Annotated in this window: 16 protein-coding genes and 1 pseudogene; 11 read left to right on the top strand and 6 right to left on the bottom strand. The window is 66.8% G+C overall.

The window, feature by feature from the left end:
- Positions 1-32: 32 nt before the first annotated feature.
- The gene (locus WS64_RS15610; RefSeq protein WP_060966823.1) at positions 33-950 is read right to left on the bottom strand and encodes a class I SAM-dependent methyltransferase; all 918 of its coding nucleotides are present in this window, start codon (positions 948-950) and stop codon (positions 33-35) included.
- Between the two features lie 148 nt (positions 951-1,098).
- On the opposite strand from WS64_RS15610, the gene WS64_RS15605 reads away from it, so the two are divergent.
- The 3 genes from WS64_RS15605 to WS64_RS15595 all read left to right on the top strand — a co-directional run bounded on the left by WS64_RS15605 (position 1,099) and on the right by WS64_RS15595 (position 2,282).
- Entirely contained in the window at positions 1,099-1,284 is a 186-nt protein-coding gene (locus tag WS64_RS15605; RefSeq protein ID WP_155644521.1) for a hypothetical protein, read from the top strand.
- A 315-nt stretch (positions 1,285-1,599) separates the two neighbouring features.
- Positions 1,600-1,962 (top strand): type II toxin-antitoxin system RelE/ParE family toxin, encoded by a 363-nt coding sequence (locus tag WS64_RS15600; RefSeq protein ID WP_060966821.1) that lies wholly within the window; start codon positions 1,600-1,602, stop codon positions 1,960-1,962.
- The gene (locus tag WS64_RS15595; protein WP_060966820.1) at positions 1,959-2,282 is read left to right on the top strand and encodes a helix-turn-helix domain-containing protein; all 324 of its coding nucleotides are present in this window, start codon (positions 1,959-1,961) and stop codon (positions 2,280-2,282) included. The genes WS64_RS15600 and WS64_RS15595 overlap by 4 nt, the downstream gene beginning before the upstream one ends.
- Before the next feature lie 63 nt (positions 2,283-2,345).
- Here the strand turns inward: WS64_RS15595 and WS64_RS15590 are convergent.
- Positions 2,346-2,711, bottom strand: a pseudogene (locus tag WS64_RS15590) (DNA-deoxyinosine glycosylase); the annotation flags it as partial.
- Between the two features lie 166 nt (positions 2,712-2,877).
- Between WS64_RS15590 and WS64_RS15585 the strand changes: the two are divergent.
- Together WS64_RS15585 and WS64_RS15580 are read left to right on the top strand one after the other, a co-directional pair.
- Entirely contained in the window at positions 2,878-3,471 is a 594-nt protein-coding gene (locus WS64_RS15585; RefSeq protein ID WP_059583734.1) for a nucleotidyltransferase domain-containing protein, read from the top strand.
- Complete coding sequence (locus WS64_RS15580) at positions 3,455-3,883, top strand: hypothetical protein (protein WP_060966819.1); 429 nt, start codon at positions 3,455-3,457, stop codon at positions 3,881-3,883. The genes WS64_RS15585 and WS64_RS15580 overlap by 17 nt, the downstream gene beginning before the upstream one ends.
- A gap of 35 nt (positions 3,884-3,918) precedes the next feature.
- Here WS64_RS15580 and WS64_RS15575 read toward each other — a convergent pair whose 3' ends face one another.
- Genes WS64_RS15575 through htpG form a run of 3 tightly spaced genes read right to left on the bottom strand, consistent with a single transcriptional unit; the run spans position 3,919 to position 6,898 of the window.
- Entirely contained in the window at positions 3,919-4,395 is a 477-nt protein-coding gene (locus tag WS64_RS15575; protein ID WP_060966818.1) for a DNA-deoxyinosine glycosylase, read from the bottom strand.
- Positions 4,395-4,991, bottom strand: a complete 597-nt coding sequence (locus WS64_RS15570) for a chorismate--pyruvate lyase family protein (RefSeq protein ID WP_060966985.1) — start codon at positions 4,989-4,991, stop codon at positions 4,395-4,397. Before WS64_RS15570 ends, WS64_RS15575 begins: the two co-directional genes overlap by 1 nt.
- 8 nt (positions 4,992-4,999) lie before the next feature.
- Entirely contained in the window at positions 5,000-6,898 is a 1,899-nt protein-coding gene (gene htpG, locus WS64_RS15565) for a molecular chaperone HtpG (RefSeq protein ID WP_060966817.1), read from the bottom strand.
- A gap of 508 nt (positions 6,899-7,406) precedes the next feature.
- On the opposite strand from htpG, the gene WS64_RS15560 reads away from it, so the two are divergent.
- A complete protein-coding gene (locus tag WS64_RS15560; RefSeq protein ID WP_060966816.1) occupies positions 7,407-7,805 on the top strand; it encodes a hypothetical protein in 399 nt (132 codons plus the stop codon).
- 131 nt (positions 7,806-7,936) lie between these two features.
- Here WS64_RS15560 and WS64_RS15555 read toward each other — a convergent pair whose 3' ends face one another.
- Positions 7,937-9,397: an aminotransferase-like domain-containing protein gene (locus WS64_RS15555; protein ID WP_011545884.1), complete on the bottom strand. Its 1,461-nt coding sequence runs from the start codon at positions 9,395-9,397 to the stop codon at positions 7,937-7,939.
- A gap of 230 nt (positions 9,398-9,627) precedes the next feature.
- Between WS64_RS15555 and WS64_RS15550 the strand changes: the two genes are divergently transcribed.
- The 5 genes from WS64_RS15550 to WS64_RS15530 all read left to right on the top strand — a co-directional run bounded on the left by WS64_RS15550 (position 9,628) and on the right by WS64_RS15530 (position 14,019).
- Positions 9,628-10,320 carry a VOC family protein gene (locus WS64_RS15550; protein WP_060966815.1) on the top strand — a complete coding sequence of 231 codons (693 nt, stop codon included), beginning with the start codon at positions 9,628-9,630 and terminating at the stop codon, positions 10,318-10,320.
- A gap of 44 nt (positions 10,321-10,364) precedes the next feature.
- Positions 10,365-11,273 carry a DMT family transporter gene (locus WS64_RS15545; RefSeq protein WP_060966814.1) on the top strand — a complete coding sequence of 303 codons (909 nt, stop codon included), beginning with the start codon at positions 10,365-10,367 and terminating at the stop codon, positions 11,271-11,273.
- A gap of 152 nt (positions 11,274-11,425) precedes the next feature.
- Positions 11,426-12,619 carry an aminotransferase-like domain-containing protein gene (locus tag WS64_RS15540; RefSeq protein WP_060966813.1) on the top strand — a complete coding sequence of 398 codons (1,194 nt, stop codon included), beginning with the start codon at positions 11,426-11,428 and terminating at the stop codon, positions 12,617-12,619.
- Between the two features lie 43 nt (positions 12,620-12,662).
- Positions 12,663-13,121, top strand: coding sequence for a RidA family protein (locus WS64_RS15535; protein ID WP_006478174.1), 459 nt, complete (start codon positions 12,663-12,665; stop codon positions 13,119-13,121).
- Positions 13,122-13,134: 13 nt separating this feature from the next.
- The gene (locus tag WS64_RS15530; RefSeq protein ID WP_060966812.1) at positions 13,135-14,019 is read left to right on the top strand and encodes a PhzF family phenazine biosynthesis protein; all 885 of its coding nucleotides are present in this window, start codon (positions 13,135-13,137) and stop codon (positions 14,017-14,019) included.
- Positions 14,020-14,115 lie beyond the last annotated feature (96 nt).

The following is a 14,115-nucleotide window of genomic DNA, read 5'->3' as shown; positions in this document are numbered from 1 at the left end:
GGATGCACCGGCCCGCGCCGGTGCCTCCGGCGTCAGATCGCGAACGACGTGTCGCGTGCGCCGGTCGTTGCTTTCAAAGCTTTCACCCACTTGCGCGCGGGCAGCTTCAGCGTGTCCTCGATCAGCTTCGCGCGGGCGTCGAGCTGCGCGAACGGCACGTCGAGCGCCGGCCCCGAGAACGCGATCGCGATCCGGTTGCCGTCGTGCACTTCCGGCAGCGCGATCACGCGGTGATCGAACGCCGCGTTCAGGTGCTTCATGTTGCGCACGAAGCTCGGGTGATCGCCGAACAGGTTGATCGTCGCGATGCCGGCATCGGCCAGACAGCCGCGCACCGCGCGGTAGAACGCGACGCTGTCGAGCACGGGGCCGCGCGCGGTCGCGTCGTACAGGTCGATCTGGATCGCGCCGGTCGTGCCGCGGTTGGCCGCATCGTTGACGAAATCCCATGCGTCGGCTTCGTGCACGACGAGGCGGGCGTCGTCGGGCGGCAGCGCGAACATCGTGCGCGCGGCGACGATCACGGCCGGGTTCAGCTCGACGGCCTCGACCTTCGCGTGCGGCAGGAAACGATGCGCGAACTTCGTCAGCGCGCCGGTGCCGAGCCCGAGCTGGACGATCCGCTCGGGCGTTTCGAGGAACAGCAGCCACGCCATCATCTGCTGCGCGTATTCGAGCTCGATATGCAGCGGCTTCGAGATCCGCATCGCGCCCTGCACCCACTCGGTGCCGAAGTGCAGGAAGCGCACGCCGCCTTCTTCGGAGAACGTCACGGGCGCGAAGCGCGGCTTGCGCGGCGCTTCGAGCACCGGCACGTCGTCGTGTTCGTCGAGGTCCGGGCGGCGCTTCACGCGAGGCGGCTGGAGTTTTTCGGAGCCGTTGTACGCGGACGGCTGGCGTTGCTTGAACGCGCGCGCCTCGGCGGACGCGCGCTTGATCAGTCGGGTCATGATGGTCGAATCTCGCTGGGTGATGCCGGGTGACGCTGGATGAGCGGACGAGAGGATAGCATTGGTGGGGGCCAGGGCCGCCGGTGGCGAGAGCGGTCGGTCGACTGGCCATTCGGGCGACTTGCAGGGGACATGGGCGTACGGGATAATGTATCGCAATTGCGATGCAAAAGAGACCATCGCGATCGGCGTCATCGCGAGTGCCTGGCTCGTGCCGCCGCATCGGTCGCCGGTGGTGTACGCCGCCTGCCTCGTGGTGCTGGTCGCGCTGCTGACTGCGGTGTGCTGGCTCAAGGGCGAGCAGCCCCGCTGGCGATGGGGCAACGACGACTGAGCGTCGACGCGACACGCAAGCCCATGCGTCGCGGTTCGTCAGCCACGCCCTTCCTTCCGCCATCGATGCGCCGCGACGGCGCTCTGTCGAACGGCTGAATTGTCTCGACTCTCCACGCGACGCAACAATGTGAAGCAACGGCCGCCCGGCCGGGCGTTCACATCGCATTTCCCGTCGGCAGCATCCGATCGCTGAACCGCCACCGCCCGTCGGTGGCCACTTCTCGCCTGCCCGCTCCTGACACCGCATTCGAACGGCCGCGCCGAATGCCTGCGCGGCCCTTGAAAATATACCCAAACAGGGATAAATTCATCGATGGATCCATACATCAAACCGCTGTACTGGCTCGGCTCGGCGCGCAAGGATTTGAAGGTCATGCCCGAAACCGTGCGGGACACGTTCGGCTATGCGCTGTATCTGGCGCAGACAGGGCGCAAGCACGATCACGCCAAGCCCTTGAAGGGATTCGGATCGGCAGGCGTGCTGGAGATCGTGGAATCGGAAGACAACGGCACGTACCGCGCGGTCTACACGGTGAAGCTTGGAAACAGCGTCTACGTGCTGCACTGTTTCCAGAAGAAATCGCCGAGCGGCATCGCGACACCGAAGCCGGACAACGATCTGATCCGCGCGCGTCTGAAAGCAGCCGAAGCACACGCAACAGGAGAAAGGCGATGATCGAAATCGAACAGGGCAGCGGGAACGTCTACGCGGACCTGGGCATGCGCGATGCCGATGAAATGCGGGTGAAGGCCCAACTCGCCGCGAAGATCGCGGAAATCATCAAGGCGCGCCAATGGACGCAGCAGCATGCGGCCCGGCTGCTCGGCATCACGCAGCCGAAGCTGTCGAACATGCTGCGCGGGCAGTTTCGCGGCGTGAGCGAAACGAAGATGCTCGAATGCCTGGCGAAGCTCGGACGCGACGTGCGGATCGTCGTCGGGCCCGACCGTCGGTCGGAAGCCGAAGGGCACATCGAAGTCGTATTCGCCACCTGACGACAGCGTCGTTTCGATCGCTCCGATGCGCGGGCCGTCCAGGCTACCGGCAGCGCCGGCCGATCAAAGCACGATTCGGCGCCAGTGTTCGAGCTTCTGCTCGAACGACAGCATCGCATTCGCCGGGCTCGACGAAGGCAGCACGAGGGTCTCGTACCCGGCCTGGCCGATCACGTCGGCGAACCGCCCGGCCGTCTTGCCGTTGAAGCACACGCGCTTGAGCAACGGCGCATGCGCGCGCAGCGAATCGAAGTCGTTCGGCTTCGCGTTCCTGATCGCGGAATCCAGACTGCCCTGGCGATGGCACGCATCGAGGACGTCCCAGATGCCGATGCCGTGCGACAGCACGCACTCGAGACGCGCGTCGTACGGCAGTTCATGCAGCGTCGGTTCGCCGAGCACCGCGCCGAGCAGCCGCCAGAACTGGTTGGTATTTTGGTCAATTTGACATCTGGCCCATCACGGCTCGCCGTGGCCATCACCAACGTCTCGCGATATCCCTTGCTATCTAGATCCGCCGAAACAGTCGCTCATCGAGCTAAAATTTGGCTCGATCGTGCTAAATTCTGGCTCGATCGTGCTATTCTCACGGCTTATGACAAAGCTCGGCGACGCCCTCTTTTCCAGTGCACAGCAACCCATTCTGGCCTGCCTGTTTGGGCAGCCCGAACAGTGGTTTCACGTCAAAGAGTTGATCCGGCTGACCAGTCTCGGTAGTGCCAGCGTCCAGCGTGAACTGAACCGTCTCGAAAAAGGTGGCCTCATCGAAACCAGACGCATCGCCAATCTCAAACAGGTGCGAGCGTTCGCCGGCAGCCCCATTTTCAGCGAGCTGCGTCTCATCATCCTCAAAACCTTCGGGGTCGTCGAGGTGCTCCGCGAAGCGCTGTCACCGCTGACCTCAGAGATACAACTCGCCTTTGTATACGGTTCGGTTGCCCAAGGCAGCGACCACGCCGGTAGCGACGTCGATGTTATGTTGGTCAGTGAGACGCTCAGCTATGGACAAATCATGGCCGCACTCGAATCGGCTGAAAGACAGCTCGGCCGCTCGGTCCAGATCACACAATACACTCACGAGGAATTTCTCGAACGGAAACGCAAAAGTCATCCGTTCCTCGCGGAAGTGCTGCGCCAACCGAAGCTGATGATTATAGGAACCGAGGACGACATTGACCGCATTGGATAACCTCGTACGCATCGGAAAACTCAAACCCCTTCCGGCGAACCGCGGCGAATTCGAGCATCTGCTCGGCCTCGCTCGAACCTTGCTCGATACCGTCACAAGCAGCAACGGAATGGCAACGGAGAGCCAGTTCATCCTCGCCTACGATGCCGCTCACGCCGCGTCACGCGCTGCGTTACGGGCTCACGGATACCGGAGCGACGACCGATATCTGGTCTTTCAGTGTCTCGAACACACGATCGGCTGGCCGACCGAAAAATGGCGCGTGCTCGATACCTGCCATCGCAGGCGCAATGCGGCCGAATACGAGGGCAACATAGATCTTCCAGCGAGTCTGACCGCCGAGTTGGTTCGGCTCACTGATGAACTCGTTGAAACCGTATCTCTACTCGACCACCTGCTGCCGTCCACCTGATACTGCTTCGCGGGATACTCTGAATCCAACGAGTTTCAGGGACGAATCCCGCGCCACTGCTCCAGCTTCTGCTCGAACGACAGCATCGCATTCGCCGGGCTCGACGAAGGCAGCACGAGGGTCTCGTACCCGGCCTGGCCGATCACGTCGGCGAACCGCCCGGCCGTCTTGCCGTTGAAGCACACGCGCTTGAGCAACGGCGCATGCGCGCGCAACGACGCAAAGTCGTTCGGCTTCGCATTCCGGATCGCAGAATCGAGACTGCCTTGCCGATGGCATGCATCGAGGACATCCCAGATGCCGATGCCGTGCAAAAGCACGCGTTCGAGCCGCGCGTCATACGCGAGCTCATGCAGCCCCGGCTCGCCGAGCACCGCACCCAACAATCGCCAGAACTGGTTGCGCGGATGCGCGTAATACTGCGCGGCGTCGAGCGACGCCTCACCCGGAAAACTGCCGAGGATCATCGTGTGCGTATTCGCCGCGACGACCGGCGGAAAGCCTTGCAGCATCACGCGTCTCCGTACGACCCGACGGATCGCGGCCCGTCGCCGTGCGCGGCGAGATGACGCCACAGCGCCGGCAGCATGCACTCGGTCACCATCAGCGGCTTGCCGTGACGCTGGAACACCGAGCGCCGCGCGACAAACGCATGCGGCGCGCGCGCACCCTGCAATGCATGGCTCGCGAGCGCATACAACGGATGACCGGCGATCACGCGCCGGCTGACGAGCGCCGAGCGCTCGACCTGCGGATCGCTGTACAGCAGCTCCGCGAGCGGCCGCGTGCGCAGCCGCCGCATGGCCTGCCACACACCCTTGCTGGCCGCGAGCGGCGCGATGCTGTGCGCGGCAACGTACGGCGTGCCGTCGACCGACAGGATCACCTCGCGCACCCACATCGGCGCGCGCGGCGAACTGGCGAGCGCGTCCGGCTCGTCGAACCACGGACGGTCGACAGCCTCGCGCGTCACGCGCACGTCCACGCGGCCGAGCCGCGCGAGATGCGCGGTCAGCGATCCGCCGCGCGTCAGCCAGTCGCGCTGGTCGAGCGTGCAGCCAGGCCGCGGCGTCTCGCGCCAGCCGGCCTGCGCGCCGTCGAATCGCATGCGCGCGTTCACGCGGCGCGCGACAGCAGCAGCGCGTTGGTCCGCTTCACGAAGCTCGCCGGATCGTCGAGCATGCCGCCTTCGGCCAGCAGCGCCTGATCGAACAGCAGATGGCACCAGTCGCCGAAATCGGCGCTGTCGGCATTCAGCTGCTTGACGAGCGCGTGCTCCGGGTTGATCTCGAGGATCGGCTGCATCGCCGGCGCGTTCTGGCCGGCCGCCTTCAGCATCCGCTGCAGGTAGCCGCTCATGTCGTTGTCGTCCGCGACGAGGCACGACGGCGAATCGGTCAGGCGGAACGTGACGCGCACTTCCTTCACCTTGTCGCCGAGCGCTTCCTTCATCTTCTCGACGACCGGCTTGATCGCCTCGCCGGCCTGCTCCTGCGCCTTCTTCTCCTCGTCGTTCAGCTCGCCGAGATCCAGATCGCCGCGGGCCACGCTCGCGAGCGGCTTGCCGTCGAACTCATGCAGGAACGACAGCATCCATTCGTCGACGCGGTCGGTCAGCAGCAGCACCTCGACGCCCTTCTTGCGGAACACTTCCAGATGCGGGCTGTTCTTCGCGGCCTGCCACGTATCGGCGGTCACGTAGTAGATCTTGCTCTGCTCGGGCCTCATGCGCGACACGTAGTCGGCGAGCGACACGTCCTGCGCGTCGGTGTCGCCGTGCGTCGACGCGAAGCGCAGCAGCTTCGCGATGCGCTCGCGGTTCGCGTGATCCTCGCCGACGCCTTCCTTCAGCACCTGGCCGAATGCGCGCCAGAACGTCTTGTACTTCTCCTTGCCGGCGTCGTCTTCCGCGTTCGCGAGTTCCTCGAGCATCGACAGCGCGCGCTTGGTCACACCTTCGCGGATCGCCTTCACGTCGCGGCTTTCCTGCAGGATCTCGCGCGACACGTTCAGCGGCAGGTCGGCCGAATCGACGACGCCCTTCACGAATCGCAGATATTGCGGCAGCAGCTGCTCGGCATCGTCCATGATGAACACGCGCTTCACGTACAGCTTCAGGCCGCCGCGATAGTCGCGGTTCCACAGGTCGAACGGCGCGCGCGCCGGCACGAACAGCAGTTGCGTGTATTCGCTGCGGCCCTCGACGCGGTTGTGCGTCCACGTGAGCGGATCCTGGTGGTCGTGCGCGATGTGCTGGTAGAACTGCGTGTACTGCTCGTCGGTGACGTCGCTCTTCGAACGCGTCCACAGCGCGCTCGCCTGGTTGACGGTTTCGTCCTCGTCCTTCAGGACCATCTCGCCCTTTTCCTGATCCCACTCTTCCTTGCGCATCAGGATCGGCAGCGCGATGTGGTCGGAGTACTTCTGGATGATCGACTTCAGGCGGTGCGACGACAGCAGGTCGTCCTCGCCTTCGCGCAGGTGCAGCGTGATCGTCGTGCCGCGCTGCGCGCGCTCGATCGCGTCGATCGTGAAATCGCCCTCGCCGGCGCTTTCCCAGCGCACGGCCTCGTTCGCCGGCAGGCCGGCGCGGCGCGTCTCGACGGTGATCTTGTCCGCGACGATGAAGCCCGAGTAGAAGCCGACGCCGAACTGGCCGATGAGCGCCGCGTCCTTCTGCTGGTCGCCCGACAGCTTCGTGAAGAATTCCTTGGTGCCCGAACGCGCGATCGTGCCGAGGTTCGCGATCGCCTCGTCGCGGCTCATGCCGATGCCGTTGTCGTCGATCGTGATCGTGCGCGCGGCCTTGTCGAAGCCGATGCGGATGCGCAGGTTCGGATCGTTCTCGTACAGCGCGTTGTCCGCGAGCGCTTCGAAACGCAGCTTGTCGGCCGCGTCGGACGCGTTCGACACCAGTTCGCGCAGGAAGATTTCCTTGTTGCTGTAGAGCGAATGAATCATCAGGTGGAGGAGTTGCTTGACCTCTGCCTGAAAGCTCATCGTTTCATGTGCCATGGATGCTGTTTCCTCTTACTTGAACTTGATAGGCGCCCCCGCCATGCCATGCCGAGCGGGTTTGCGCGCTCATCTGGGGACGAACGACTCGATTTCAAGGGCCTCGGGTGATCGCGGCAAGCGGATCGCGCATGCCGGCTGCGCGGCCGACCGAACCGGTTACCGATCCGCATAGATTCGAACGTGTCCGATGTTGCCGCGGACGGAAATTTGTTCAAATGTCGCACGCGCCCCGGATCCTGGCCGAGCGACTGCATCGGCGCCTGGCGGTGGTGGGGCGAAAACGCCGCCCGCGCCGGATCGTCGCGGCCCCCGCGTCAGAGCGGACGCCGAATTGGCGCCATGACCTGTGACATTAAAAGAAGGCGGCGATACGCAAAGTCATCATTGGCTGGAAGCCGATGACTACGGCAAATGTCGGTCGGCTTTACAACACGAAAGCACCCGGCACTTACGCAAAAAAGCTCGATTACGCGCTGGCAACCATTCAGCAGGGCAAGGAACCCGTATGCTCGCCGTGAGAATCGCCCACGCGTTGGGCCTTATTACCGCGCTGCTGGCAGGTGTGGCCCAGGCCGGCAATCAGCCGCTTGCCGGGACGTTCGTCGGCCACGGCCGGCAATGCGACGGGCAACTTCGTCTGACCGAAAAAACGATCGAATGGCGCACGCCTTTCGCGCATTGCGCGAAGCGCCCCTATCGAGTGATCGGAAGCGATCCGACCGCGGCCCCACCGAAAATCGCCTTCTTGCTGAAGGGACAGCCCTGTGGTTTCGGCGTGATATCGCTTGATTTCGACCCGGCTTACCCGGATTACTGGATCGCGAAGGGCTACAGGAACCTGGACGGGTACAACAGCGATAGCGCGGACGTATTGCGTTGCAGCATGAAGCGCGTGAAGCAGTAACGCGCAAAACGTGCCGCGCAGCGGCAAAGAGGCCCGAGTCCATGCGACGCGGCCTCCAGTCAGGGAACGCTCCGTTTGAAGGACCGCCGCCCTCCGCGTCGGCTCGCGAAGCGGGCCTCCCCCATTCCGCGTCACGACGCGCGCCGCACCGCCGAGTCGATATAGCCCGCCAGCAGCCCCGGCAACGCCGGATCGCCGCAATTCGCGACGTTGAAGCGCATCCACGTGGACGGCGACTGCTGCGGCGAGAACAGGCTGCCCGGCGTCAGCAGAAAGCCGGCTTCGTGCGCGACCGCCGCGAGCGCGTCCGAATCGACGCCCGTATCGGCCCACAGGAACATCCCGGCCGCCGGCATCGTGAAGAGCCCGAGCCCCGTGCGCTCGAGCATCCGCGCGGTCTTGTCGCGCACGCCGTCGAGCCGCGCGCGCAGCCGCTCGACGTGGCGCCGGTAATGCCCTTCGGTCAGGATCTTGTACAGCACGCGCTCGTTGAGCTCGGGCGTGGTCATCCCGACCAGCATCTTCTGGTCGGTCACCGCCTTCGCGATTTCCGGCGCGCACGCCACGTAGCCGACCCGCAGGTTCGCCGCGAGCGTCTTCGAATAGCTGCCGAGATAGATCACGCGCTTCAATTGGTCGAGGCTCGCGAGGCGCGTGGCCGGATAGCTCGGCGGGCACAGGTCGCCGTACACGTCGTCCTCGACGACGAGGAAATCGTAGGCCTCCGCGAGCTTCAGGATCCGGAACGCCTGCGCGGCCGACAGCGACGTGCCGGTCGGGTTCTGCAGCACCGAGTTGATCACGAGCATCTTCGGCCGCCACATCTGCACCAGGGTTTCGAGCGCGTCGAGGTCGGGGCCGTCGGGCGTATAGGGCATCCCGACGAGTTGCGCGCCCTGCGCCGCGAAACGGCCGAACATCTGGAACCATGCCGGATCGCCGACGATCACCGCATCGCCCGGCCGCATGTAGATCCGCGAAATCAGGTCGATCGCCTGCGTGATGCCCGACACCAGCACGATCTGTTCGGGCTTCGCGCCGATCTCGACTTCGGCCAGACGCGTCTGCAGTTGCTGGCGCAGCGGCAGGAAGCCCTGCGCGGTGCCGAAGCCGAGCATCTGCGCGCCCGACTGGCGCCCGAGCGCGCGCAGCGCACCGGTGATCAGCTCGCCGTCGAGCCAGCGGCCCGGCAGGTAGCCGAGGCCCGGGCCCTTCTCCGGGCTGACGGTGTGCAGCATGTTGCGCAGCAGCCAGACGACGTCGATCGTGTTGTGCACGGGCGCGGCCTCGGCCACGCGCGCGACGCCGTCGGCCGGCTGCGGGCCAGCGCCCGTGCGCTCGCGCACGTAGAAGCCGGAGCCGCGCCGCGAGTCGAGGTAGCCCTGCGCGACGAGGCGCTCGTAGGCCTCGACGACGGTGAAGCGCGACACGCTCTTGTCGAGCGCGAGCTTGCGGATCGACGGCATGCGCATGCCGGGACGGAACACGCGTTCGTCGATCCGCCGCCGCGCCCACTGGACCAGCTGGTCGACGAGCGTGAGCGTGGCCGTGTCGTGCGGCGCGGGAATCTGGGCGAGTGGGACGGTGGACATGGGCGGCGGCTCCAACTGTACCGAAGGCTATCGCGCCGATTGTACCGTTACTGTGCCGGTAGCGACGATTACAGTTGACCGGAATGGCGATCGTGCTGCCGCCGTTCCGGCCGCGCCATACCAGGCGCCGCGCCCGCCGGCCCGCGTCGCGGCCGGTGCGCCGGCCGGCCCGGCCCCCGCCCGGTACGTCGTCCGCCTACCATGACACTTTCGCTTCCCGACCGACGCTCATGCCAGCCCGCTCCCTGACACTCGACCATCTCGTGATTGCCGCGCGTACCCTCGACGAAGGCGTGCGCCATGTCGCCGATGCACTCGGCATCGAACCGGCCGGCGGCGGCCGCCATCCGCTGATGCGGACCCACAATGCGCTGTTCGGCGCGTGGGGCGGGCTCTACCTCGAAGTGATCGCGATCGACCCCGATGCGCCCGCGCCGGGCGACGATGCGAAGCCGCCGCGCGCGCGGCTGTTCGGGCTCGACGATCCGGCGATTCAGGCTCGGCTCGCGCAGGGCCCGTTTCTCGCGCACTGGGTCGCCCGCGTCGACCGCCCGCGCCAGCTTGCGCTGTGGCAGCGCCAGTACCCGGCCCGCATCGCGCCCGTCGTCGCGATGCGGCGCGGCGACTTGAGCTGGGGCCTCACGGTGCCCGACGACGGCAGCTTCCCCGCATGGCAAGGCGCGGGCGACGGCCTCGTGCCGTCGCTGATCCAGTGGGACAGCCCGCGTCATCCGGCCGACTCGCTGCCGAACGACGGCGTCGCGCTGAAGGCGCTCAAGGGCGCCCATCCGCGTGCGGATACGATCCGCGAGCAGCTCGACTGGCTCGGCGCCGCGCACCTGCTCGACGTCGAATCCACCGACGGTCCGCCCGCGCTCGTCGCCGAATTCGACACGCCGCAGGGCACGCGCACGCTGCGCTGAACATCCGCCCGACTACCTACCCTGCAAGACGGAGACACCCACGAATGAATTCGCGCGAAACCCGGGGCATGCTGCTCGGCCTCATCGGCGTGATGATCTTCAGCCTGACGCTGCCGATGACGCGGATCGTCGTATCCGAGCTCAATCCGCTGCTCAACGGGCTCGGCCGCGCGCTCGCCGCCGCCGTGCCGGCCGGCCTGCTGCTGTGGTGGCGCCGCGAGCCGCTGCCGACCCGCGCGCAACTGAAGAGCCTCGCGATCACGTCGGCCGGCGTGATCATCGCGTATCCGGTGTTCTCCGCTTGGGCGATGAAATCGGTGCCGGCCTCGCACGGCGCGGTGGTCAACGGGCTGCAGCCGTTGTTCGTCGCGCTGTATGCGGCGTGGCTGTCGCACGAACGGCCGTCGAAGGCGTTCTGGGCCAGCGCGGTGGCCGGCAGCGCGCTCGTGATCGCGTTCGCGCTGCGCGACGGCGGCGGCACCGTGCAGGCCGGCGACGCGCTGATGCTCGTCGCGGTCGGCATCGGCGCGCTCGGCTATGCGGAAGGCGCGCGCCTCGCGCGCCAGATCGGCGGCTGGCAGGTGATCTGCTGGGCGCTCGTCGTGTCGGCGCCATTCCTCGTGCTGCCGGTCGGCTGGCTCGCGTGGACGCAGCACGCCGCGCATCCGGGCCCGCTCGCGCTGCGCACGTGGCTCGCGTTCGGGTACGTGACCCTCTTTTCGCAATTCATCGGCTTTTTCGCGTGGTACGCGGGGCTTGCGATGGGCGGCACCGCGCGCGTCGGCCAGGTGCAATTGCTGCAGATTTTCTTCACGATCGCCTTTTCCGCGCTGCTGTTCGGCGAAACGGTCACGCCGTCCACGTGGCTGTTCGCGGCGGCCGTGATCGCGACCGTGGTGCTCGGGCGCCGCTCGACGGTGGCCACGGCACCGCGCCCCGCTCGCGCCGGCTGATGAGGTGCGCCATAATGGACGCTTTGCCTGATCGGTATTGCCTACCCAGCCGCGAGGGCTTCATCGTGCTCGCGCTCGCCCACCCGGCGGCGTCGAAGCGATCCGCCCGAACGACCTTTCTTGACTGACCACGATATCCGAACGAGGAGACTATGAATCCGAGCGACCTGCATCCGCCGCACTGGCAGCTTTCCGAACGCGCCCGCAAGCTGACGAGCTCTGCGATCCGCGAGATCCTGAAGGTCACGGAACGCCCCGAGGTCATCTCGTTCGCCGGCGGCCTGCCCGCTCCCGCGACGTTCCCGGCGGAACGCATGCGCGCCGCCGCCGACCGCGTGCTGCGCGACGCGCCGGCCGCGGCACTCCAGTACAGCGCGACCGAAGGCTACCTGCCGCTGCGCGAGTGGATCGCCGAGCGCTACAGCGTGCGCGTGTCGCAGGTGCTGATCACGACCGGTTCGCAGCAGGCGCTCGACCTGCTCGGCAAGGCGCTCGTCGATCCGGGCAGCCCGGTCCTCGTCGAAACGCCGACCTACCTCGGCGCGCTGCAATCGTTCTCGCTGTACGAGCCGCGCTACGTGCAGGTGCCCACCGACGAGCAGGGCCTGCTGCCCGCAGGCCTCACGCCCGAACTCACGCAAGGCGCGCGCCTGCTGTACGCGCAGCCGAACTTCCAGAACCCGACCGGCCGCCGCCTGCCCGTCGAGCGCCGCCGCGCGCTCGCCGCGTTCGCGCAGTCGAGCCCGTTCCCGGTGCTGGAGGACGATCCGTACGGCGCGCTGAACTACCAGGGCGAGCCGCTGCCGACGATGCTGTCGATGGCGCCCGACCACGTCGTGCACCTCGGCACGTTCTCGAAGGTGCTCGCGCCGGGCCTGCGGATCGGCTACATCATCGCGCCCGAGGAACTCCACTTCAAGCTCGTGCAGGCCAAGCAGGCCACCGACCTGCACACGCCGACGCTCACGCAGCGCATCGCGCACGAAGTGATCAAGGACGGCTTCCTCGACGAGCACATCCCGACGATCCGCGAGCTGTACAGCGCGCAGTGCGACGCGATGCTCGGCGCGCTCGCGCGCCACATGCCGGAAGGCGTCACGTGGAACCGCCCGGAAGGCGGGATGTTCATCTGGGTGAACCTGCCCGCGCAGATCGACAGCATGAAGCTGCTCGCCGCGGCCGTCGACAACCACGTCGCCTTCGTGCCGGGCGCGCCGTTCTTCGCGGAGAACGCGCAGCAGAACACGCTGCGCCTGTCGTTCGTGACGGTGCCGCCCGAGAAGATCGAGGAAGGCGTCGCGCGTCTCGGCAAGCTGCTGCGCGAGCGCCTCGGCGAGCGCCTCTGATCCCCTTTTTCCCTGTCACGACTCTCTACGAGGAATCGAACGCATGGCTAACGTCTACGACAAACTGAAGTCGCTCGGCATCGAGCTCCCGACCGCCGGCGCGCCGGCCGCCGCCTACGTGATGAGCGCGCAAAGCGGCAACACGGTCTACCTGTCGGGCCACATCGCGAAGAAGGACGGCAAGGTCTGGGCCGGCAAGCTCGGCGCGGATCTGCAGACGGAAGACGGCAAGGCGGCCGCCCGCTCGATCGCGATCGACCTGCTCGCGACGCTGCACGCGCACACCGGCGATTTGAACAAGGTCACGCGCATCGTCAAGCTGATGAGCCTCGTCAACTCGACGCTCGACTTCACCGAACAGCACGTCGTGACGAACGGCGCGTCGGAGCTGATCGCCGAAGTGTTCGGCGACGCGGGCAAGCATGCGCGCTCGGCGTTCGGCGTCGCGCAGATCCCGCTCGGCGCGTGCGTCGAGATCGAACTGATCGCCGAAGTCGCGTAACGCGCGCGTCGCGATGGCCGGCCGTCTGGTTCGCTTCAAGCAGGTCGACGTGTTCACGTCGGCGCCGTTCAAGGGCAATCCGCTCGCCGTGGTGTTCGACGCCGATTCGCTCGGCGACGACACCATGCTCGAGATCGCCCGCTGGACGAACCTGTCGGAAACGACGTTCCTCTGCACGCCGACCGATCCGGAAGCCGACTATCGCGTGCGGATCTTCACGACGGGCGGCGAACTGCCGTTCGCCGGCCACCCGACGCTCGGCACCGCGCACGCGTTCCTCGAAAGCGGCGCGCGGCCGCGCACGCCGGGCCGGCTGATCCAGCAGTGCGGGGTCGGCCGGGTCGCGCTGCGCGAGCAGGCCGGCGGCTGGGCGTTCGCCGCGCCGCCGGCGCGCGTCACGCCGCTCGACCGTTCGGACTACGCGGCACTGGCCGCCGCGCTGCGCAGCGACGCGCTCGACCTCGATGCCGAGCCGTGCGCGGTCGACAACGGCGCGCCGTGGCTGGTCGTGCGGCTGAAGTCGGCCGACGCGTGCATCGGCCTGTCGCCCGATCCGGCCGCGCTGGCGGCGCTGACCCGCCGCTACGGCGTGGATGGCCTCGCCGCCTATGCACCGCACGCCGAAGGCGGCCCCGCGACGTTCGAGATCCGCTGCCTGATGACGGGCGGTACGTTCGGCACGCCCGGCGAGGATCCCGTCACCGGCAGCGCGAACGCCGCGCTGGCCGGGCTGCTGACGCGGCAGGAACGCCGCCCCGGCCCGTCGTATACGGCCCGCCAGGGCACGGCGATCGGCCGCGACGGCCGCGTCTTCGTCCGCTACGACGAAGACGGCACGACCTGGATCGGCGGCCAAGTCGTCACGGTCGTCGACGGCACGTTCCGTTCACCCCACTGACATTTCGCGATGTGCGATGGTACGGGCGCGTCCGGCGCCCCGCGCTTTGCCCAACTATCGCAAAAACGTTCCAACCAGTAATATCGGGCCTAATCC

It is taken from the genome of Burkholderia anthina, assembly GCF_001547525.1.
In the GTDB taxonomy this organism is placed as follows: domain Bacteria; phylum Pseudomonadota; class Gammaproteobacteria; order Burkholderiales; family Burkholderiaceae; genus Burkholderia; species Burkholderia semiarida.
This window is presented reverse-complemented; position numbering and strand designations above follow the sequence as displayed.

Bases quoted from the DNA above. Each gene is read 5' to 3' on its own strand.
- WS64_RS15610 (WP_060966823.1), bottom strand. From the start codon at position 950: ATGACCCGACTGATCAAGCGCGCGTCCGCCGAGGCGCGCGCGTTCAAG.
- WS64_RS15605 (WP_155644521.1), top strand. From the start codon at position 1,099: ATGTATCGCAATTGCGATGCAAAAGAGACCATCGCGATCGGCGTCATC.
- WS64_RS15600 (WP_060966821.1), top strand. From the start codon at position 1,600: ATGGATCCATACATCAAACCGCTGTACTGGCTCGGCTCGGCGCGCAAG.
- WS64_RS15595 (WP_060966820.1), top strand. From the start codon at position 1,959: ATGATCGAAATCGAACAGGGCAGCGGGAACGTCTACGCGGACCTGGGC.
- WS64_RS15585 (WP_059583734.1), top strand. From the start codon at position 2,878: ATGACAAAGCTCGGCGACGCCCTCTTTTCCAGTGCACAGCAACCCATT.
- WS64_RS15575 (WP_060966818.1), bottom strand. From the start codon at position 4,395: ATGCTGCAAGGCTTTCCGCCGGTCGTCGCGGCGAATACGCACACGATG.
- WS64_RS15570 (WP_060966985.1), bottom strand. From the start codon at position 4,991: ATGCGATTCGACGGCGCGCAGGCCGGCTGGCGCGAGACGCCGCGGCCT.
- htpG (WP_060966817.1), bottom strand. From the start codon at position 6,898: ATGGCACATGAAACGATGAGCTTTCAGGCAGAGGTCAAGCAACTCCTC.
- WS64_RS15560 (WP_060966816.1), top strand. From the start codon at position 7,407: ATGCTCGCCGTGAGAATCGCCCACGCGTTGGGCCTTATTACCGCGCTG.
- WS64_RS15555 (WP_011545884.1), bottom strand. From the start codon at position 9,397: ATGTCCACCGTCCCACTCGCCCAGATTCCCGCGCCGCACGACACGGCC.
- WS64_RS15550 (WP_060966815.1), top strand. From the start codon at position 9,628: ATGCCAGCCCGCTCCCTGACACTCGACCATCTCGTGATTGCCGCGCGT.
- WS64_RS15545 (WP_060966814.1), top strand. From the start codon at position 10,365: ATGAATTCGCGCGAAACCCGGGGCATGCTGCTCGGCCTCATCGGCGTG.
- WS64_RS15540 (WP_060966813.1), top strand. From the start codon at position 11,426: ATGAATCCGAGCGACCTGCATCCGCCGCACTGGCAGCTTTCCGAACGC.
- WS64_RS15535 (WP_006478174.1), top strand. From the start codon at position 12,663: ATGGCTAACGTCTACGACAAACTGAAGTCGCTCGGCATCGAGCTCCCG.
- WS64_RS15530 (WP_060966812.1), top strand. From the start codon at position 13,135: ATGGCCGGCCGTCTGGTTCGCTTCAAGCAGGTCGACGTGTTCACGTCG.